The organism is candidate division KSB1 bacterium, from assembly GCA_034506335.1.
Taxonomy (GTDB): Bacteria; Zhuqueibacterota; Zhuqueibacteria; order JANLFK01; family Oleimicrobiaceae; genus Oleimicrobium.
Genome location: JAPDPR010000001.1, coordinates 263,565 through 284,019, shown reverse-complemented (window position 1 = coordinate 284,019; position 20,455 = coordinate 263,565). Strand labels below are relative to the sequence as shown.

General features: G+C 60.0%; 13 protein-coding genes and 1 pseudogene. 12 read left to right on the top strand and 2 right to left on the bottom strand.

Annotated features, from left to right (window positions below; genetic code table 11):
- The 5 genes from ONB25_01175 to ONB25_01155 all read left to right on the top strand — a co-directional run.
- Window positions 1–2,114, top strand: a 2,114-nt coding sequence (locus tag ONB25_01175; GenBank protein ID MDZ7391500.1) for a TonB-dependent receptor, incomplete at its 5' end; no start/stop codon positions are given.
- 67 nt (window positions 2,115–2,181) lie between these two features.
- On the top strand, window positions 2,182–5,643 hold the full coding sequence (locus ONB25_01170) for a hypothetical protein (protein ID MDZ7391499.1): 3,462 nt from the start codon (window positions 2,182–2,184) through the stop codon (window positions 5,641–5,643).
- A gap of 44 nt (window positions 5,644–5,687) precedes the next feature.
- Entirely contained in the window at window positions 5,688–6,758 is a 1,071-nt protein-coding gene (locus ONB25_01165; protein ID MDZ7391498.1) for a PorV/PorQ family protein, read from the top strand.
- An 11-nt stretch (window positions 6,759–6,769) separates the two neighbouring features.
- Entirely contained in the window at window positions 6,770–8,323 is a 1,554-nt protein-coding gene (locus ONB25_01160) for a hypothetical protein (protein MDZ7391497.1), read from the top strand.
- 38 nt (window positions 8,324–8,361) lie between these two features.
- Window positions 8,362–10,170 (top strand): family 16 glycosylhydrolase, encoded by a 1,809-nt coding sequence (locus ONB25_01155; GenBank protein MDZ7391496.1) that lies wholly within the window; start codon window positions 8,362–8,364, stop codon window positions 10,168–10,170.
- A gap of 279 nt (window positions 10,171–10,449) precedes the next feature.
- Here ONB25_01155 and pgsW read toward each other — a convergent pair whose 3' ends face one another.
- Window positions 10,450–11,109: a poly-gamma-glutamate system protein gene (gene pgsW / locus ONB25_01150; protein MDZ7391495.1), complete on the bottom strand. Its 660-nt coding sequence runs from the start codon at window positions 11,107–11,109 to the stop codon at window positions 10,450–10,452.
- A gap of 535 nt (window positions 11,110–11,644) precedes the next feature.
- Window positions 11,645–11,977: pseudogene (locus ONB25_01145) on the bottom strand (poly-gamma-glutamate biosynthesis protein PgsC).
- Between the two features lie 249 nt (window positions 11,978–12,226).
- Between ONB25_01145 and ONB25_01140 the strand changes: the two are divergent.
- The 7 genes from ONB25_01140 (at window position 12,227) to ONB25_01110 (ending at window position 20,381) form a co-directional block, all read left to right on the top strand.
- Window positions 12,227–13,321 carry an ATP-dependent 6-phosphofructokinase gene (locus tag ONB25_01140; GenBank protein MDZ7391494.1) on the top strand — a complete coding sequence of 365 codons (1,095 nt, stop codon included), beginning with the start codon at window positions 12,227–12,229 and terminating at the stop codon, window positions 13,319–13,321.
- Between the two features lie 30 nt (window positions 13,322–13,351).
- Window positions 13,352–15,049, top strand: coding sequence for a ribulokinase (locus ONB25_01135; GenBank protein ID MDZ7391493.1), 1,698 nt, complete (start codon window positions 13,352–13,354; stop codon window positions 15,047–15,049).
- Between the two features lie 7 nt (window positions 15,050–15,056).
- Complete coding sequence (locus ONB25_01130; protein MDZ7391492.1) at window positions 15,057–16,343, top strand: glucose-1-phosphate adenylyltransferase; 1,287 nt, start codon at window positions 15,057–15,059, stop codon at window positions 16,341–16,343.
- A 119-nt stretch (window positions 16,344–16,462) separates the two neighbouring features.
- Entirely contained in the window at window positions 16,463–17,059 is a 597-nt protein-coding gene (locus ONB25_01125) for a sigma-70 family RNA polymerase sigma factor (protein MDZ7391491.1), read from the top strand.
- Window positions 17,049–17,708, top strand: a complete 660-nt coding sequence (locus ONB25_01120) for a zf-HC2 domain-containing protein (protein ID MDZ7391490.1) — start codon at window positions 17,049–17,051, stop codon at window positions 17,706–17,708. Before ONB25_01125 ends, ONB25_01120 begins: the two co-directional genes overlap by 11 nt.
- Before the next feature lie 57 nt (window positions 17,709–17,765).
- Complete coding sequence (locus tag ONB25_01115) at window positions 17,766–19,061, top strand: hypothetical protein (protein ID MDZ7391489.1); 1,296 nt, start codon at window positions 17,766–17,768, stop codon at window positions 19,059–19,061.
- A gap of 54 nt (window positions 19,062–19,115) precedes the next feature.
- Window positions 19,116–20,381 carry a capsid morphogenesis B protein gene (locus ONB25_01110; GenBank protein ID MDZ7391488.1) on the top strand — a complete coding sequence of 422 codons (1,266 nt, stop codon included), beginning with the start codon at window positions 19,116–19,118 and terminating at the stop codon, window positions 20,379–20,381.
- Window positions 20,382–20,455: the final 74 nt, after the last annotated feature.

The following is a 20,455-nucleotide window of genomic DNA, read 5'->3' as shown; positions in this document are numbered from 1 at the left end:
TGGACCTGGAGCCCACGGCTATTGCCGACCTTGAGGTCATCACCGGCACCTTCAACGCCGAGTACGGCAGGGCAATGAGTGGCGTGGTCAATGCAGTGACCAAGGACGGTGGGAGCGAGTTACATGGTGCCCTCTCGGCGGATTTGGCCAACTACCTCACCTCGCACAAAGATATCTTCATCGGCCTTCGTGATGAGGAGCTGACGCGCAACCAGGACTACAAGGCGCAACTGAGCGGTCCCGTGTTCAGCGACCGCTTGACCTTCCTTGCTGACTTTCGTTACCAAGACAACAAGAATCACCTCAATGGCGTCCGCCGCTTCCGTCCATCCGACTACAGTAATTTTGAGTCGGACAACCCGGCCCTGTGGTACTCTGAGCATACCGGCGACAGCGCGTATGTACCCATGAATCGGAGCAAGAACCTCTCCCTTATGGGCAAGCTGTCCTGGCGCCCATCGGCGAACTTGAAAGTGGGTCTGCTCTACACCCTCAATCGTGACGAGTGGCACGACTACAATCATGCTTTCAAGTACAACCCCGACGGCATGGCGGCCACCCACCGCGACGCGCACATGGGGGCCCTCCAGCTGAACCACATGCTCTCGCCGCGTCTCTTCTACGAACTCAAGTTGTCCGGTGTCTACCATGACCATGGCTGGTATGTATTCAAGAACCCTCTGGACAAGCGCTACGTACACGACAAGTTTCTTCGGGACACCGGCCCTGGCTTTTACACCGGCGGACAACAGAAGGGACACGACGAGCGCTTGATGCGTGAGCAATCGGTCAAGTATGACATTACCTATCAGGCCACCGCGCGCCATAGCCTGAAGAGCGGTTTTCAAGTGACCCGTTACGACCTGCACAACCGCTACAAAGAAATCCGCAACCTTTACTACAACACCGATTTGGAAAGCCAACTCTATGTGCCGGTCGTACTCCCTGATTCCTCCATCTACAGCGACTTTTATCGCGTCAAGCCGCTGGAGTTCTCGGCGTACGTGCAGGACAAGATGGAGTTCGACGAGATGGTGATCAACCTGGGGGTACGTTATGACTACTTCGACCCCAGGACGGTCTACCCTTCGCAGCCTCGGAATCCTGCAAATCAGCTGACCTTCGAGGATCCCTCCCGGCAATCAACGTATCCCAAAGCAGACCCGAAGGTACAGGTGAGCCCCCGTTTTGGGCTCTCTTATCAGTTGGGCAAGACCGCCCTCCTTCGCTTCAGCTACGGGCACTTTTTCCAGATGCCACCGCTGTATGCCTTGTACCAGAACCACGACTTTCGCGTAGCCCCCACCGATTTTGTCACCGTGATGGGCAACCCGCAGCTCAATGCCGAGAAGACGGTGCAATACGAGGTGGGGCTCTGGCAGGAGCTCATCCCGGGCATGGGGATCGAAGTGGCCCTCTTTTACCGCGACATCTATAACCTATTGAGCGCGAAAGTAATCACCACCTTCAATCAAATTGAATACGGCCTGTACAGCAACAAGGACTATGGCAATGCCAAAGGGCTGGAGGTCAAGTACGATTTTCTGCGTGGACCCCTTTCTGCCTACCTGAACTACACGCTGCAGTACACGCGAGGCAATGCGGACTATCCCACGCAGACTTTTGATCGCGCCGGCAACAGCATGGACCCTGTGGTGCGACTTATTCCCATGAGCTGGGACCAGCGGCACACGCTTAACGCCACCGTGGGCTACAACACGCCGCGTTACGGTGTGACCCTGACCGGCTATTACAACTCCGGTGCCCCCTACACCTGGGAGCCCTTGCCGGAGAGCATGTTGGCCCGCGTCAACCTTTACCCCAACAATGCCTGGCGCCCGGCACGAGTGAGTGTCGATATGAGCAGCTTCTACACCGTTCCGCTCGGCGCGGGCGTCCAATGCCGTTTGACCCTGAATGTGTACAATCTTCTGGACCGATTGAATGAGGTGTGGGTGAACAGCCAGACCGGGCGCGCTTACACAGCGGTGGTTCGCCCATCGGACATTGCAGGGCACCGGAGCGACTTCAACGACTACATGGACCGGGTGCACAACCCGTCGATGTTTGCGCCGCCACGACTGGTCAAATTCGGTCTGGGCATCGTGTTCTGAAGGCGCGGGGTTGGCGCACCGCGATTGGCTCATGAGGCGTCCTTCCAAACAACGAGGTGACGGTCACATGCAGAAAGCAGTAAGGCTGATGGTATTCCTCCTGGCATTGGGCTGGGTGTTGAGCGCTGCGCTCTTCGCCCAGGGGAGGAAGTACGAGGGCCCGGACGATCCCGCCGGCGACATTGCCGCCATTCGAGAAGGTTACATGACTGGCAATAGGGTGTACATCTATTTCAAGAACACCACCGAGCTTGCGAAGTGGGTGTCCGGTGTGGTGGGTTCGCAGTGGTCGCGCTGGCCGAACAACATGAGTGGCGTGCGCATGACCGACGGCGTTGGTCTGCTCATCGGCGCGCGTGTGTATGTGGAAAACGACTCCATCCCGGTCACAGACCCCGTGCAAATCAGGACCCGGACTGACCTTGACACGCTCTACTTCTTGCAAACCAGCTACCGTGAGGAGATGGACCGCGACCCCACCGGCACCATCGAGTGGGGACTGTACCCGGTGTTTGGCTACTTCAACGAAGCGGGCGAATACCCGGCAATGAGCAATCGCCCAGAGTCATGGCCGCCCGAAGGGTGGCCCTACACCGGGCGCCTGCTGCACTGGCCGGGCGAATGGGACGGACGTTTTGGCCGCGGCAAGATGGAGGCCGATCTGGAGACTTACTTTGTTGCCAATGATGCCCAAGACCAGGAGTACTTAGGGCCCGAAGACCGGGTCAAGTACTATCCCCGACCTGGCGTCCGAATCGGCGACATCCGTCCGCAGGTGACCATTCAAAAAGGCAAGCCTTGGGGGGGAATCGGCATCCGCGTCGAGCAGCGCGGCTTCCAGTGGAACAACCCCCAAGCACGGGACGCCATCTTTTGGGAGTACACCATCGCCAACATCTCTGACTATGACCTGCCAGAAGTGTGCTTCGGCTACTGGGTGGACAACGCCATCGGCGGGGAAAGTGACGATGAGCTGGGGTTCTTCGACAAGAAGGTGGATATGGCGTACTCCTGGGACGTGGACGGCATCGGCCAGGGGGGCTTGCCTACCGGGACCATGGGGTTCGCCTACTTGGAGAGCCCGGGCATCGGCTGGGACGGCGTGGACAACGACGAAGACGGGCTCATTGACGAGCGACGGGACAACGACGCCACGCGTCTCATTGGCCCTACGGAAGGCATTGCCAACCTCAACGCCTTCCTGTCGTTCTACAACCTGAAGGTAGATGACCTGCGTCCCCACTGGGATGCGGACGAGGACCAGGACTGGCAGGACGGGGAGGACCTGAACGGGGATGGTGTGTACCAGATTACGGAGAACCCGGGTGACGATGTGGGGTTGGACGGCGTGGGCCCGGCTGAACTAAACTACACCGGCCCAGACGAGGGGGAGTGCAACCACCGCCCGGACCGCGTGGAGGGGCAGTCCGAGCCCAATTTCGCTGAGACGGACGTCTCCGAGTCAGACATGATCGGCCTGACGGCCTTCCTCATGTTCCCCGTGCCCAGCCACGCCTCCGACTATCGCTGGTTTCGCGGGGACAAATCCATGTGGGAGATCATGGCCTCCGACACCCTCGTAGAATACTACGGCAAGATCTCCAACCTCATCGAGGTCTTCGCCTCCGGGCCTTTCCCACTCTACAAGGGCCGCACCGAGCGCATCTCCATGTCGGAGTTGCACTCCTACGACCCCTTAGAGGGTCTGAATTCTGCCACGCACAGTGCCCCGGCGCTCTTTGAGGTCAAGCGCATCGTCCAGGTGGTTTACGAGAGCGACTACCGCTTCGCCAAGCCACCGGAAATGCCCACCTTGAAAGCGACGCCCGGCGACGGCTATGTGATCCTGACCTGGGACAACGTGGCCGACACCCGGACCCGTGACCCGTTCCTCAAGAACGTCAACGACTTCCAGGGCTACAAGCTGTTTCGCGCCACCGATAAGAAGCTCTCTGACTGCGAGGTCATCACCGATGGCTACGGCACGCCCATGTTTCGTAAGCCCATCTTCCAATGTGACTTGAAAGACGGTAAGCGCGGCTTTACCAACTACGGCCTTGTCAACGGGGCAGGCTACTACCTGGGCGACGACACGGGCATCACCCATTACTTCATCGACCGCGAAGTTCAAAACGGCCGCACTTACTACTACGCGCTGGTTGCGTACGATTCCGGCGCGGTGAACATCGGTCCGGGCATTGCCCCGTCGGAGAATAGCATTTACATCGACCTTGATGAGGCAGAGGAGGTGCGCGCCGTCGGCAAGAATGTGCAGATTGTGACCCCACACCAGATGGCTGCTGGCTATGTGCCTCCTACCGTAGGGAGCCAGAGCGAAGGCGTGGTGTTCGGGTGCGGCTCTATCGCACCGGAAATTCTGGCAGAAAAGAGCCTCAAGCCGGGCCACACGTACAAGGTGACCTTTAGCGTCGACACGCTCACCGCGGTGGAGGGCTATGCCCACGGGCTTCTCTACACCACCAGCGGCCTGCACGTCTACGACGCCACTGACGGAGGGACGCTGGTGTATGAGGAGACCCCGCTCCGTTTCGCATACAACAACATCGTGCGGGTGGACACCGCCGGGAGCCATTTCTCCCATTTTGTGGTGGGCAGAGAGATTTACACGGACATCTTTGACGGGGTACGCCTCAAGATGCTCCATCCGGTGCTGACAGCGGAGTTGGACGGCGCGCGGAGTGGGTGGTTGGTGGGCTCGAGCCCCATGCGGCTTGTGCAGACCCCAGAAAGCAGTACATTCCCTTGGGACTATGAGATCGTTTTCACAGGCAACGACTCGGCATACGTGGGCAGGGTGAGTACCAAGACAATGCGGGACGAGACCGGCCAGCGCATCAGCCGTTCGGCACTCCTAGTCAACCTCCCCTTCAATTTCTACGTGGTTAATCGCTCGTTTGCTGGTGAAGGCGGTGAGCCGGAGCTTTTGGACCTTGTAGTGCACGACAGGAACGCAAACCTGCGCTTTGACATTCTCCAGGACCGCGTGCTGGTGGGGCCCGTCACAAGCGACAAAAAGTGGGCCGGCACCGCCTTCATCCTGGATTTCAGCGCCGCGGGCGATAGCAGCAAACTCCCCAAGCCCAATGATGTGTATCGGGTCACTTTCAGGCGTCCGTTCTTCTCTGGTGACACCCTTCGGTTCACCATCAATGAGGCAGGTCCCTTGGATGTGGCCGCACTCCGGGAGACGATGCGCACTATCAAAGTGGTCCCCAATCCGTATGTGGCCACCAACGCCATGGAGCCGGCGGTGTCCAACTGGCGCTTGAATCAGCGCCGCCGGCTGATGTTTACCCACGTCCCGGCTAGATGCACCATCAAGATTTTCACCGTCAGCGGCGTGCTGGTGGATGTGCTCGAGGTGGACAATCCCATCGAGAACGGCACTGCCCACTGGGATCTGCTCACGAAGGAGGGTCTGGAAGTGGCCGCCGGCATGTACATCTATCATGTGAAGGCGCACGCCACTGGTGATGAACAGATGGGCAAGTTCGCGATTATCAAGTAACCCATGAGCGTATGGCAACCCAAGCAACATACGAGGGTAGCACGATGAACAGCAAATGGCAATTGGTGGCGGCGATGGCGGTAGCGCTGGCTTGTGTCGCAGGGGTGAGGCCCTCCCACGGGCAGAGGCCCCATCGAGCTGGTACCACCGCCGCCAACTTTTTGGAGATCGGCTTTGGCTGTGCCGGCAGCGCCATGGGCGATGCCTACGTGGCAGTGGCTAAAGACCTTTCTGCCACCTACTGGAACCCCGCAGGCCTTGGGTATATGGAGCGCAGCGAGGCACAGTTCACCTACCAGCCATGGCTTCTGGATATCAATACCTCCGCCGCGGCTGTTGGCCTGGTGTTACCTCGCCTGGGGACTTTTGCCCTGAGCCTTTACCACACGGGCTACGGCGAGATGGAGGTCACTACGGTCGCCAGCCAAGAGGGCACGGGCGAGACCTTCAGCGCCACTGATTTCGCCTTCGCCTTCTCCTACTCCCGACGGCTGGCACAATGGTTCTCCTTCGGCGCCTCGGCCAAATATGTCTCCTCGCAGATCTGGCACGTGGGTGCCTATGCCGTGGCGGCGGACCTGGGCGTACTCTTGAACACCCACTTCTTCTCGCCCACCGGCGACCGTGCCGATGGCATGAGTATCGGCATGAGCATCTCCAACTTTGGCACAAAGATGCGCTACGACGGCATGGACCTGCTTCAGCCCATCGACATCCTCCCGCTGGAGCAGGGCAATTACCGCGATGTGCGCGGCCAGTTCCGCCTCGAGGCGTGGGAGTTGCCTCTGCTGTTCCGCATTGGGGTGGCCGTGCACCCCGTGGTGCGCGAGCGACATCGCCTGAGCCTGGCCCTGGACGCTCTTCACCCAAACAACAATAGCGAATCGATGAACATTGGCGCGCAGTACCAGTATATCCTGCCCACTACCGGCTCCTTTTTCCTGCGGGCCGGCTACAAGGCCCTGTTCATGGAGGATTCTGAGTACGGCTTGGCCCTGGGCGCGGGCGCCACGCTGTACATGATGCATAACACAGCTCTGAAGATTGAGTATGCCTACCGGGGTCTGGGCATTCTGGGCAAGGTGCATGCGTACACGGTAGGAGTTCTGTTCTAGTGACGCTCTGCATGGCGAGAAAAAGGCAGGTGCTGGGCGTCGTTGGCGTAAGTACGGCAGCCGCGCGAGCCTCCCTGTGGATCGTCGTAGTGCTGACTTCGTTCGTGATCCTAACCTGCAGCAGGCAAAAAGAAGAGTCGCCAGGGGAGATCTTGGCTCGTGTCGGGGACAAGGTCATCACCCTGGATGAATTCCTGCGTCGCGCTGAGTACACGCCTCGTCCCGCCTACTGTCGGGGCGACAATTACATCCACCGCAAGATTGTCCTCAACACCCTTATCGCCGAAAAGCTGCTGGCCATGGAGGCTGGCGCTGACGCTGAGCTGCTCCACAACGACCACTTCCGCGCCTATCTGCGCGGCCGCCAGGAACAAGCTATGCGCCAGTGGCTGTTCTACAAGGACTTTTATGCCAAGGCCAGGCCCAAGCCGGAACAGGTGAGGGAACGTTTTGGGCTCACTACGCGAACCTATCGCGTTGCCTACTACTCATTCAGCGGGGACAGCCTGCTGGCCTTGGTCAAGGACAAACTGTCTGCTGGGGGTAACTTCGCGGAGGGATTCCAGCTGATAGGGGGCATCGGCCAGGCACCGGAACGGGAGGTGGCATGGAATCAGGCCGAACATGAGGCAATCAGGCGAGCGCTATTCTCACGGCCGCTCGCCAAGGGCCAGATCATCGGCCCTGTTGAGGCTGAAGACGGTCTCTACACCGTCATGCAGGTGCAGGGATGGACTGAAAAGGTTCTCCTTTCTGATACCCAGCAGCGCCAGCATTGGACGGATGTGGAGGCCAGCGTTCGGCAGGAGCAAGCTGAGCAGGCCTACCTCAAGTTCGTGCAGCGTCTCATGAGCGGCAAGAAGATGGTTTTTGTGGAAGATACTTTCTACCGGTTGGCCGCAACACTTGCCCCACTCTTCCTCGCAAGCCCCCAGCAGAAGAGGCTCGTCTTCAACCGTTTCTTCTGGCAAAAGGACAGCGGGGATGTGGTGCTGGACCACGACCCGATGCAGGATATCGGCCGACTTCGCACCATGCCCCTCATGCAGTTGGACGGACAAACTTGGACTGTGGCAGACCTGGAGCAGGAGCTTGAGGCGCACCCGCTGGTCTTCCGGACGCGCCACATTAGGAAGGGAGAGTTTGCGGCGCAGCTGAGGCTTGCAATCGCGGACCTCATCCGGGACAAGTACATAGCCCAGGCCGCCTACAAACGCGGCTACCACAAGGCATTGCCCGTGCGTCGCACCGTCCAGATGTGGCAAGACCACATTCTGGCCCTTCACCAACGCAATCAGTATTTGCGCTCCATGGGCCAGGACGTCGAACTCTCCCGCGTGGATACAAGGGTCATTGAGCGGTACCTAAACCCCTACATTCGAGAGCTGCAACGTAAGTACGGCGACCAGATTGAGATCAACATGGACCTTTTCGAGCAGACAAAGCTCTCGCGCATCGATATGTTGGTGCTGCAGCGTGGGGCGCCATACCCGGTGGTGGTGCCCATGTTCCCTTTGCTCACCACTCTTCACCCAATAGACTACGGCCGAAAAGCGGGCACGTAGGAGCCTGTTTCGCGGGTTTTGCCCCAGGCAGGACGGGGATGAAAGCAAGAGTTCTACCGGTCGTTGCCATGCTCTGCCTCTTGGTTGCTTCAGTGGCAGCCAAGAACTACAAGGGGGCAGAACTGCGCACACGCGAGTCTTTTCTCTACGGGCGCTTTGAGGCGCGCTACAAGGCATCCGCGGGCGACGGGCATGTTTCCACTTTCTTCACCTACAATGATATCGATCCGACCGCCAACTGGAACGAGATTGATATAGAAATCCACGGCCGCTACACAGACGACGTGCAGGTGACGACCATCACTCCCCGTCAGATGATCCACCTCCGTCACCAGTGGGTACCCTTCAACACGCACGTGGATTTTCACGTGTATGCCTTTGAGTGGACTCCGGACTATGTGGCGTGGTTCGTGGACGGCGAGGAGGTGTATCGGCAGACCGAGGAGCATGTGCTGACCTTGCGCCGCCCGCAGAAGATCATGATGAACATTTGGAATCCTGCTTATCACGACTGGGTGGGGCCTTGGTCAGACGCCATCTTGCCTCGATTTGCTTACTACGACTACGTGAGCTACGCCTCCTACACGCCGGGCGCGGGAAACACCGGCACAGGGCACAATTTCACTCACCAGTGGACCGACCATTTTGACACCTGGGACCAGTCGCGGTGGGAAAAGGCCACCCATACCTTTCCTGGCAACGACTGTGACTTTGTGCCAGAGAACGTGGTGTTCAAAGACGGCGTGATGATCCTCTGTCTTACCGACCCGACCAATCTGGGCTATGTGGACAACAGACCGCCTTCGGTACTCTGGGCCAGGGCTGAAACCGGCAGGGTCGTGGTCCGTTTTTCGGAGGAAGTGAACAAAGAGGACGCCGAGAAAGTCAGCAACTACCTTATTCCGGGTGCAAACGTCACCCGGGCGGTCCTCAGCGAGGACCAGCGAACGGTCGTTCTCGAGGTAGAGGGGCTTGGGCTTAGCACTGGCAGTTTGGTCGTTATGGGGATCAGGGACCGAGCGCCCCTGCCTAATCGCGTCACTGGCCAGGTGGTGAACCTCATATTCGGTGCACCTCTGCCCCTGCCGATCAAGGTGAACGTTGGGGGGAGTGCATTCGGGGACTTTTTGCCCGACCAGGAGTGGAATGAGCGTAGCGAATATGGGTACACCGACGGCAAGCGTGTTGAAGAGCCGCCTTCTGTGCCGATTGCACAGACGGATGTGCCGCCAATTTTCCGCGCGCAACGCCACGGGTTAGTGCGCTACTGCATTCGTGTCGTGCCTGGGCGTTACAGTGTCACCCTTCTATTCGCCGAGCCGCGCTTCAGCATGCCTGGCCAGCGCCGATTTGACGTTGTGGTGGAAGGAAAGACAGCGGCGCGAGAGCTGGATCTCGCGGAGACCGCAGGCCTGCGCACGGCCTTTGCCCTGCTCAGCGAGGACGTGCCGGTGACTGATGGAGTGCTCGATATCCACTTTGCTGCTGGCCGCGACTCCACCCTTCTCTCCGGTGTAGTCGTGGAGCAGTCCACTAGCTCCTTGGGCAGGGGTCACGGAGTTCCGCCAGCAGAGGAGCTCCTTTGTGCTCCTCACCCGAACCCATTTGTGCCCCCCACGACCATCCGCTACGTACTCCCCAGAGCTGGGCCGTTCCGTGCCGAGATCTATGACCCGCTTGGGAGGATGGTGCGTTGCCTTTTCGACGGCCAGCACCTCAATGGCGCCCACGCACTTCTGTGGGACGGCCTGAGCTCGGAAGGGATTGCTCTTCCGAGCGGCGTCTACTTCCTTCGCCTGAAAACCCCTACATCGAGTACCGAGAGGAAGCTGACGCTCGTCCGGTGAGAGGGGGGCGGAATGGACACCCGGTTTTGTCTCCTCCGATTTGACTCCAAAGGGAGTGGGGCACCTAATGCCAACGTGGGTTCAGCAGCTGCCAGCGGAGCAAGGGGAACTGCTCAGGGGTGAGGGCTGCGCGGGAGGCACACTAGTTGTCGCCCCTCCAGGGGACTTTGACCATTTGCTCTTCTCCACAACCTCCTGCCAGGAGAATGACGTGCATTCTTTCATCGCGCTTTTTCTGCATGGCAAAATCCAGAGGTCGGACACAGAGGCCCTTGCCGATCAAGGTTTGAAGCCGCTATCGCATTGTCCCGGGGAGGCTCGCGTGTGGCGCCAGGGGATGCCAGCCGCAAGCCACCCCAGGCTAAGGGTCCCCAGACTGGCCCACAGCGCACCGGTAGGGTAGCGCGTCTGGAGGTAGACCGACCCCTTTCCTACCACAGCCCTGCTCGGGGGACCATACGGGAGACCATAGCGGGCGCAGAGCTCTCGGACCCCAGGCAGGTGAGTGACCGGCACGCCGAGGGCAAGGAACCGATGGGCCACACCGCAGCAACCGATCGGGCGATGGATGGTTGGCAACACGAGCCCAGGGCGCAGCGTGTGAGCACAGCAGGAGGGCCCCACATTCGCCTGGCTGCCGCCCACGTTTACAAACGCCTTGATCTTGCCCGCGGCTTGATAGCGCCGCAGGCGCGCGGCAACGCTTGCCTGCAGTCCATCTGGCAGAAGCAGCTCCACATTGGTGCGCCTGGCTGCTTCACGGGCCATGGCTCGCCCCTGGTCGCTGAGCCCTCCGCCGGTGTCCGCTTCCGCCCCAATGGTGGCGAGCACCAAACGTGTGGCAATCAAGCGGTGCTCCCATAGAATTCGCTTCATGTCGCGCCAGGTGAGGTCCGGGCGATTCGCCCCCCAGCTTGAGGCGCCCAAGCTGCTGCTCACCACCGCGCGCACCTAGAGCTTCGGTGCCGGTGATGGCCGCAATGCACAACGCGGGGAAGGAGCCGGAAAAGCCCATTGCCACCACGTTCCCGGAATCGACCCCTGCCTGCCGCAGGAGGCGCACGATCGGGGCCGCAAAGTGAGGATTGGCACTGCTGATCTTTGCCTCTATGCTGCCGAGAGTTGTAGTCAGCGGGGTATACTCCTCGCCGATGATCGGTCCCGGCCATAGCCGCGCGGATGCCCCGCTGCCCGCATTTGCATCAATGAGTTGCACGCATTGCTGCATGCGTCGTGCAGCCGCGCACATGGCTCCTCTGTCCGGGTGCTCCTTGAGTCTGCGGGTCGCATGCACCAGGAACAGACAGAAATAGGCCAGGAGCAACAACCCATTCAGCGCAAGGTGCCCGGTTCGAATGCGTCGCCCTCTCATGACTGATTGTCCTCCGGCTCCGGAGCCGCTATGCCCCGTAGTGAAGCAAAAAACCAACTTGGCGGTGACCGCAACGATGTTCAGGGCTCGCAGCGTGGCAACCACCCCCTGACGGAATATCTCATAGGCGATGAGCCCGGGGATAATGTAGCCGATGATCCGCAGCTCGGCTCCCACTTCTGGTACCATGAGGAACAGCGCGTCAGCGCCCCGACGCAACAGAAACCCTACAACCACCGCGGCCATGAAGGCACACCCCCCAAACAAGAAAAGGAGATGCGACAACAGGTGCAGGGCGCCCGGTGTGACAAAAGCCACCAGCAGTGTGGCAAGCAAGCTCCCCGGCTGGGTCAGATGCAGGGCGATGTGGCCTGGCACCACAGGGCCCCAGGTTACAGCTCCAAAGAGTCCATAATGGATGAAACCAAGCAGCATGCCGATAGAAAGGCCTTCGACGACCACAGATCCCTCCGCGCATTTGACCTCCGGCTCGCGGTTGCGGCAAATATGCCACGCGGCGGCGCAAATTGCAACCTGTTTTGCCAAGGACAAGGCAAAGGCATTTGCTCCTTGATATTTGGCCCATAACTGTGTATATTTCAGCACCGTGCCGAACGGTTCTGAAAGCGCGCACGGAGTTGGTGCACAGTTGTGCTGTGGACCTGAGGGTGTGGAGGAGCGGCGATGCCAAAGAAACGCATGCGACTGGCGGTTTTGACCGGTGGAGGCGACTGCCCAGGTCTGAACGCGGTCATCCGCGCGGTGACCAAAACTGCGCTGCTGGAATACGACATGGAAGTGGTGGGCTTCAAGGACGGGTTCGAGGGGCTACTGGAGAACCGCTATATCGACCTTGACTACGAGGCGGTCTCTGGTATTCTCACCCGTGGGGGGACCATCTTGGGTACTTCGAACCGCGCAGACCCCTTCAACTATCCCATGCTGGAAGGGGGGAAGATGGTCTATCGTGACCGCTCGGACCAAGCGATGCAAAACTTTGAGAACTTGGGTCTGGACGCGCTGGTGTGCATCGGTGGTGACGGTACCATGGCGGCGGCCGCGCGTATGATGGACAAAGGCTTGCCTGTGGTCGGGGTGCCCAAGACCATCGACAATGACCTTTTCGGTACCGATGTCACCTTCGGCTACGACTCGGCAGTGGCCACCGGCACCGAGGCCATTGACCGCCTGCATACCACGGCCCAGTCTCACCATCGGGTGATGGTAGTGGAGGTGATGGGGCGCTATGCGGGCTGGCTGGCCTTGGCTATTGGCATCGCCGGCGGCGGCGACATTATCCTGATCCCGGAAATTCCCTACGACATTGATATCGTCTGCGAACGAGTCAGGGAGCGCAACTTCCGTGGCAGCCGGTTCAGCATCTTGGTGGTGGCCGAAGCGGCAGCACCAAAGGGCGGCAAAATGGTCGTGCGCGAGCTTGTTGAAGGGAGCCCAGACAAAGTCAGATTGGGGGGGATCGGCAGCGTGATCGCCAAGGACATTGAGCAACGTACCAAGGTGGAAACGCGCGTTACAGTGCTGGGGCACCTTCTGCGCGGGGGCGTGCCCACTGCCTACGACCGCATTCTAGCCACCCGTTTCGGCGTGGAGGCGGTGCGCATGGTGGTCAACGGCCAGTTCGGCCACATGGTGGGCATCCAAGGCGGCGAGTTGAAGCATGTGCCCATCAAGGAAGTCGGAGGCAGGACGCGAAAGGTGCCCTTAGATTCGCCATTGATCATGGTGGCCCGGAGTGTGGGAACTTGCTTGGGAGACTGAGCGACAAGAAAGCACGCCAAGGAGCAGCGCATGGCAGAGAGGCGGGTGGCTCTTGGATTGGACTTTGGCACCGAATCCGCGCGGGCCGTGCTCGTAGATGTGGCCTCCGGCCAGGAACTGGCGACGGCAGTGGCACATTACCCTCACGGGGTGATTTCAGAGGAGCTGCCAGGCACCCACGTCAAACTGGGGGACGAGTGGGCGCTCCAGCACCCTTCTGACTGGGTGCAAGCGCTGGAGCGCGTGGTGCCCGAAGTGGTGCGCGCGGCCCAGGTCACGCCCGCCGAAGTGGTGGGCATCGGGGTTGATTTTACCTCCTGCACCGTCCTTCCCACTACCCCTGACGGCACACCGCTCTGTCTCGCCAACGGGTATGCGGCACATCCTCATGCCTGGCCGAAGCTCTGGAAGCACCACGCAGCGCAACCTGAAGCTGATCTCATTAACCGCGTTGCCAGTGAGAGAGGCGAGGCTTTTCTGGCCCGATATGGGGGCAAAATCTCCTCCGAGTGGCTCTTTCCCAAGGCGCTGCAGATGTTGCGCGAGGCCCCGGAGGTCTACCAAGCAGCAGCGCGCATCATCGAAGGCGGCGACTGGATGGTGTGGTACCTGACTGGCCACGAAAAGCGCAGTGCCTGCCAGGCTGGCTACAAAGCCCTGTGGGACAAGCAGACCGGCTACCCCTCCTCAGATTTTTTTGCCGCGCTAGACTCTCGCTTTGGCAAGGTGGTGAGCGAAAAGTTGAGCACCGACATCTATCCAGTCGGCGCGCGTGCCGGCACGTTACGTGCCGAGGTGGCCGGGCGCTTAGGCCTCAGGCCTGGCATTCCGGTAGGCGTCGCCATCATTGACGCTCACTCCGCGGTGCTTGGCACAGGGGTGGCTGAACCCGGAAAGATGGTTTTGGTCCTGGGGACTTCAACCTGCCACATGGTACTTGGGCCCAAAGTGCAGGCCACGGGCATCGCGGGCATCGTGGAGGACGGCATTGTGCCGGGCTACGTGGGTTACGAGTCCGGCCAGGCGGCGGTGGGCGACATCTTCGCGTGGTACGTGCGCCATCACTTGCCGGGGGGGCTCCAGCAAGAGGCGCAGCGCAACGGCCTGGACCCTTACCAGACGCTGGAACAGAAGGCTGCCCGGCTCCGTCCTGGACAAAGTGGCCTGCTGGCCTTGGACTGGTGGAATGGCAATCGCTCGATCCTCATGGACGCTGAGCTTTCCGGGCTGGTGGTGGGGTTCACCTTAGCCAGCAGGCCGGAGGAGGTCTACCGCGCCCTGATCGAAGCCACGGCCTTTGGCACAAAGAGAATCATCGACAACCACGAGGAGCAGGGAATACCGGTGGCGGAACTCTATGCGTGTGGCGGCATCGCCGAGAAGAGCCCCTTGCTCATGCAGATCTACGCCGACGTGACCGGACGGGAGATTCGGCTGGCTGCTTCTGCGCAGGCCACTGCCCTCGGGGCGGCGATCATCGGCGCCATGGCAGCCGGGAAAGCTGGCGGCGGCTACGACGACTTTGTCGAGGCCACCCGCCGCATGGCTCGACAGAAAGAGATCGTGTACCGGCCAATCCCTGACCACCAGGTGGTGTACGCGCAACTGTACAGGCTCTATCTGCAGCTGCACGACTACTTTGGCCGCAGCCACACCCAGGTCATGAAAGCGCTGCGCCGCCTGCGGGCTGGGGGCGCGACTTCTGGTCAGGAGCAAACAGCTAGGTGAGGTCGCCATGACACGGAACGTGGCCGCGATCATCATGGCCGGTGGGGCAGGCGAACGATTGTGGCCCCTCACTGCCAAGCGAGCAAAGCCGGCGGTGCCCATCGCCGGCAAATTCCGCCTCATCGACATCCCCATCAGCAACTGCCTGCACTCGGAGGTCAATCGCATCTTCGTCCTCACGCAGTACATGTCCCGTTCCCTGAATCAGCACGTGGCTGCGACCTACCACTTTGACCCCTTCCGCGGCGGTTTCGTGCAGATCCTTGCGGCCCAGCAGACGCCCGAAAGCACCGCCTGGTACCAGGGCACCGCCGATGCCGTGCGTCGCAACCTTCAGTATTTCGATGCCCCGATCAACGAGCGCTTCCTTATCTTGGCCGGCGACCACCTCTATTCCATGGACTTTCGCCGGCTCATCGACTGGCACGTGCGGTGCAAGGCAGAGGTGACCGTCAGTGCCATCCCGGTTACCCGTGACGTTGCCCACCATTATGGGATTCTTAAGACCAACCGGCGTGGGCGCATCACAAAGTTCGTCGAAAAGCCTACAGACCCGGCGGTCATCGAGTCCCTGGTGGTTCCACAGGAATTGTTGGAACAATTCCGCGTGAAACCCAATGGGCGCGAACTTATCGCCTCCATGGGCATCTATGTCTTCGAGCGCCAGGCCTTGTTCGATATCCTCTCCGAGTGCCAAGAGGAAGACTTTGGCAAGGGCATCATCCCGTATGCCATCAAGACGCGCCGCGTGTACGCCTACATGTTCGACGGCTACTGGGAAGACATCGGCACCATCCGGTCGTTCTACGAGGCGATGATAGACCTAACCCGACCGGTGCCCAAGTTCAACTTTTACACGCAGCGTGCGCCCATTTTTACCCGCCCGCGTTATCTGCCGGGGGCCAAGATCACCGCAAGCCACATCGAGCGGGCCATCCTCTCCGACGGGTCCATCGTTGAAAACTGTGAGATCAAGGACTCCATTCTCGGCATTCGCTCCATCATCCGCTCCGGTACGCGCATTTATGGTTCGATTATCATGGGGGCGGACTACTACGAGACCGACCAGGAACGCCAGGAGGCTCTTGCGCGAGGCATCCCAGAGGTCGGGATCGGCCACAACTGCCTCATTGAGCGGGCGATTATCGACAAGAACGCGCGTATCGGCGCCAATGTGCAGATCGTCAACCGCCACAGAGAGGGGTTTGTCAAGGCGGAGAACTTTGTCATCCGCGACGGCATTGTGATCGTCCCCAAGAATGCGATTATCCCACCTGGCACAGTAATCGGCTAATCCAAGCTGCCGGTGCTCGCGGGAGCTTGCATGCTCCTTGTCCCCATTTGTAGGACAACTTTTTGCCTCCATGGCCCGTCTAATTCAACGGTAGCCGTAGGCCGCAGCCATGAGGTAATATGACTGACCAGGCGCTGATCGAGCGGTTTTTGTCTGGCGACGTGGGAGCCTTTAATACCCTGGTGTGGCGCTGGGAAAAACCCATCTACAACTTCGTCTATCGGTATGTGGGTAGCACAGAGGCGGCCCGAGAGGTCACGCAGCAGACTTTTGTCCGCGCCTATACCGGTTTGCGCCGGCTCAAGGATACCGCCAAATTTGCCACCTGGCTACACCAAATTGCCATTAACCTCAGTAGGGATGAGCTCAGAAAGCGGCGCCCCTTTCTCTCTCTTGAAGGCATGAGGATGGACCAGAACGAAGGCGAGCAGGTGCCGGCCGAGCTGTGGGACAACCCTCAGGACAGACCCGACGCTTGTGCGCATCACAGTCACCTTTCGCAGGTACTGCATCGAGCCCTTCTGTCGCTTCCGGAAGAACAGCGAGTGGTGATTATCATGAAACAGTACCAAGGACTCAAGTTCACCGAGATCGCAGAGGCGTTGGCGCAGCCGGTGAATACGGTTAAGTCCCGCCTTTACCATGGCCTGTTGACCTTGCGCCGGCTTTTGGAACAGTGGGGTTATGCCGAGGAGGTGCTAGGTAATGACCTGTGAAGAGTGCCGCAATAAACTCCCTGACTACCTGTACGAGGAGCTGGAAGAGGAGGCCAGCGCGCAGGTGCGCGCGCATCTGGATGCTTGTCAGACCTGTGACGCGGAATTCCACCGCTTGCAGGAGACGCGGTCCATTTTGGCCCAGTGGCCGGATGAGGACCCACACCTGGGCCTAACCTTTGTGGACGTGCGGCAGCCCCTCGTGCCGCACCTTCTGGAAACGTTTCGTGGATGGCGGCGCGTCGGTTTGGCCGTAGGTTTCGCACTGGTGGCTCTTTTCTTGCTCCTGGCGGTGAGCAACACCACGGTTTCCTACCAGGAGGGTCGTTTCACCTTCAGCGCCAGCCTCTTGCGGCGCCCTGCGCCGACGGTGACTCTGGAGATGCTGGAGGCACTCCATCGCGCCACTCTCGAGGCGGCGGCAGAAATGGTGCGCGCCAGCGAGCAGCGTCAGCGTCTGGACTTTGCCCGCACGCTGAACGATTTTGCGCGGCAGATCGAATACCAGCGCCAGATTGACTTGGGCCTGGTAGGGCGCGGACTCGAAGACCTCCATCTCCGCACCATGACGCGGCTGGAGCGTACCGACCGCATGCTTGAAGAGATTGCCCGCATGGCCTCGTACGAGCAGCGCCTCTGGCCAAAATGACCACCGGACGGAAGGCGAGGAGCTCGCTGGGGAGAACGAACCGGAAGGAGATAGCCAATGGATTCCCCGAAAAAAGGCCTACTATCGTACCTCCCGCTGTTGACCGTTTGGTCCCTCCTGTGGGTGGCGACCGACTGGGGTTGGGCCCAGGCGCAAAAGCCGAGAACCATCAACGTGTTTATCGATTGCCCTGACTATTTCTGTGACCAGGAGTTTTTTCGCACTGAGCTCAACTACGTCAACCATGTCCGGGACCGCAAAGACGCCGATGTGCACGTGCTCATCACCTCCCAGGAGACCGGCGGCGGAGGGACCGAATTCACGCTGAACTTCATTGGCCTGCGCACCTTTGCTGGGCGGGAGGACACCCTTCGCTACGTCGCAGGACAGCGCGCCACCGAAGACGAGATACGCCGCGGCCTGGTGCGCCACATGAGAATCGGTCTCATCCCTTACTTGATGCACACGGAGGCCGCGGAAAGGCTGGCCGTCTCCTATACCGCCCCACCAGACACGGCCGCCAAGAAGGTGGTGGACCCATGGAAGTATTGGACGTTCAGCCTCTATCTGCGGGGTTATAGCAGCGGAGAAAAGTCGTACAAGAACCACTACCTCTCCACAAGTCTTTCTGCAAACAAAACTACTGATGCCTGGAAAGTCCGACTCTCAGTGACCGACTACTACAGTGAGAGTCGGTATGAGATTGGAGATGACTACACAGTGGTCAACATTCAGCGCGGCGGCGGGGCTAGGGCAATGGTGGTGCGCAGCATCGATGACCACTTGTCGATTGGCGGGCGTGCCTCTGCGTGGTGGTCTACCTATGACAACATTGACCTCGGACTCCGCGTTGCACCGGCTGTGGAGTTCGACTTTTTCCCCTATAGCCAGTCCACGCATCGCCAGCTCACCTTCCAATACGGGCTCGGAGCTCAAAAATGCCGCTATCACGAAGAGACTATCTTTTTGAAAACGGCTGAGAACCTTTTTGACCAAAGCTTGACCGCGGCCTACGTGATCAAACGCCCATGGGGATCGGTGAGTTCATCCTTGGAGGCGGCGAACTATTTGCACGATGCAAGGAAGTACCACCTGGAACTCAGCGCCTCCCTAGAGGTGCGGGTGTTCAAAGGACTCCGCTTCACCACTGGTGGCTACGTTACCTTTCTGCGCGACCAGCTCTCGTTGCCCCGGCGCGGCGCTTCCCTGGAGGAAGTGTTGCTCCGTCAACGGCAGCTAGAAACCTCCTACAACTATTTTGTCAGCTTTGGCATCAGTTACACGTTCGGCTCAATCTATAGCACGGTCGTCAATCCACGTTTCGAGACGCCTGGGATCATATTTCGCATGTGACGGCGGAGCCTCGGGGCCTGGGCCCTGAGGCGAGGCAGGAGAAGGAGAACGAAGGTGAAGCACGTGATCTGGCTCAGACCTACCCTGAGCGTACTCTGCGTTGTGCTGCTGGGCGCGTGTCGTGTCCCCTTTTGCCATGCCCAGCGCGTTTCCACGGAGGACCTCAGGACCATGGAGCGGATTCTGGACCGCCTGCTTTTGGGCCAGGCACCTTCCGCTCGCACGGAGACCAGGGGACTGTGGTTGGAGGGTCACGGTGTCCTATTCAGCGTTCCGTACACGGTGACCCAGTACGCGGTGGAACTCGACAGTGCCCGTCCCCCGGACCGGAGCAAGGCCTACCCAGATGTGGCAGGGCTCATCGAACAGGTGACGCAAAAGAGGCAAACCACCATAGGGCGGGCGGTGGATTCAGCGAAGACGGCACTTGCGGTTTTTTTCTCCCGCTGGGCAGGTGCCATGAACAATCTCCGGCCGGAGCATCGCGTGACGGTTGTGGTAGATTTTCAGCTCACAGGGTTCTACGTTCCCACTATGCGGCGGGGAAGAGATGCCCACTCCCCCACGCAGACCCGCCGCTTAATCGCCTCGGCGCGCTTCGCCGACATACTGAGCATGCGCAGAGGTGGTGGTTCGCCGGCGCTGGCAGTCCGTGCCCTCCGTTTCATAGAGGAAAAGGGAGAGGGTCCTGTGGACTCGGAGCTCGCCATCTTGGCGGACGTCGTGGACAGCTACCTGCGTTCTTCGCTAGGAAGCACTCTCTACGGCGGACCGACCCGCGCCCTGCGGGTGCCTGAACTGGGGGTGGTGCTCATGTGCGGCTACCGTGTACCCACCCATTCCGCGGTCACGGGTTTGGACGAAACCTACCGCAAAATGATGGAAAGCCAAGCCAAGGCGATGGAAATGCAGAAGCAGTTGGAGGAAGTAGGGAGGGCCCTGCGGGCATTAGGGCTCGCCCAGCGCGAAACGGAATTGAGACTGCCGGCGTCTTCCGACACAGCAGGGGCGGATACCGCCCAGGAGGCGAAAAGGAGCCGCCAAGAGCGCCAAAGGGCTGCACAAGAAAAGCTGGCCCGGGAGGCGAGACTGGCCAAGGTGGAAAACGACCTGGTCGCCCTGTTGGGGCGCTATTGTCCGGCCTTGTCGTTCCTGTCAGATCAGGAAGCCGTGTTGGTGCTGCTGGAGGTGGGGGCATACAGCGACCCGCAGGCCACTCGCCTGCAAATCGGCGTGAAGATGCGCGACGTGCGCCGGCTGGCGCGCGAGGAAATCACCCCGCAGCAATTCCGCGCCCTGGCCACTGTTACCAGGGAGTGAGGAAACCCGCAGGGGAAGGTCTCTTGCGCGAGGGCTGCGCGATGCACAGCTTCCCCCCAGGACCGGCCAAAACT

Coding starts and splice junctions, on each gene's coding strand:
- ONB25_01125 (MDZ7391491.1), top strand. CDS start 16,463: ATGACTGACCAGGCGCTGATCGAGCGGTTTTTGTCTGGCGACGTGGGA.
- ONB25_01160 (MDZ7391497.1), top strand. CDS start 6,770: ATGGCGAGAAAAAGGCAGGTGCTGGGCGTCGTTGGCGTAAGTACGGCA.
- ONB25_01130 (MDZ7391492.1), top strand. CDS start 15,057: ATGACACGGAACGTGGCCGCGATCATCATGGCCGGTGGGGCAGGCGAA.
- ONB25_01135 (MDZ7391493.1), top strand. CDS start 13,352: ATGGCAGAGAGGCGGGTGGCTCTTGGATTGGACTTTGGCACCGAATCC.
- ONB25_01170 (MDZ7391499.1), top strand. CDS start 2,182: ATGCAGAAAGCAGTAAGGCTGATGGTATTCCTCCTGGCATTGGGCTGG.
- ONB25_01165 (MDZ7391498.1), top strand. CDS start 5,688: ATGAACAGCAAATGGCAATTGGTGGCGGCGATGGCGGTAGCGCTGGCT.
- ONB25_01155 (MDZ7391496.1), top strand. CDS start 8,362: ATGAAAGCAAGAGTTCTACCGGTCGTTGCCATGCTCTGCCTCTTGGTT.
- ONB25_01115 (MDZ7391489.1), top strand. CDS start 17,766: ATGGATTCCCCGAAAAAAGGCCTACTATCGTACCTCCCGCTGTTGACC.
- ONB25_01120 (MDZ7391490.1), top strand. CDS start 17,049: ATGACCTGTGAAGAGTGCCGCAATAAACTCCCTGACTACCTGTACGAG.
- ONB25_01140 (MDZ7391494.1), top strand. CDS start 12,227: ATGCCAAAGAAACGCATGCGACTGGCGGTTTTGACCGGTGGAGGCGAC.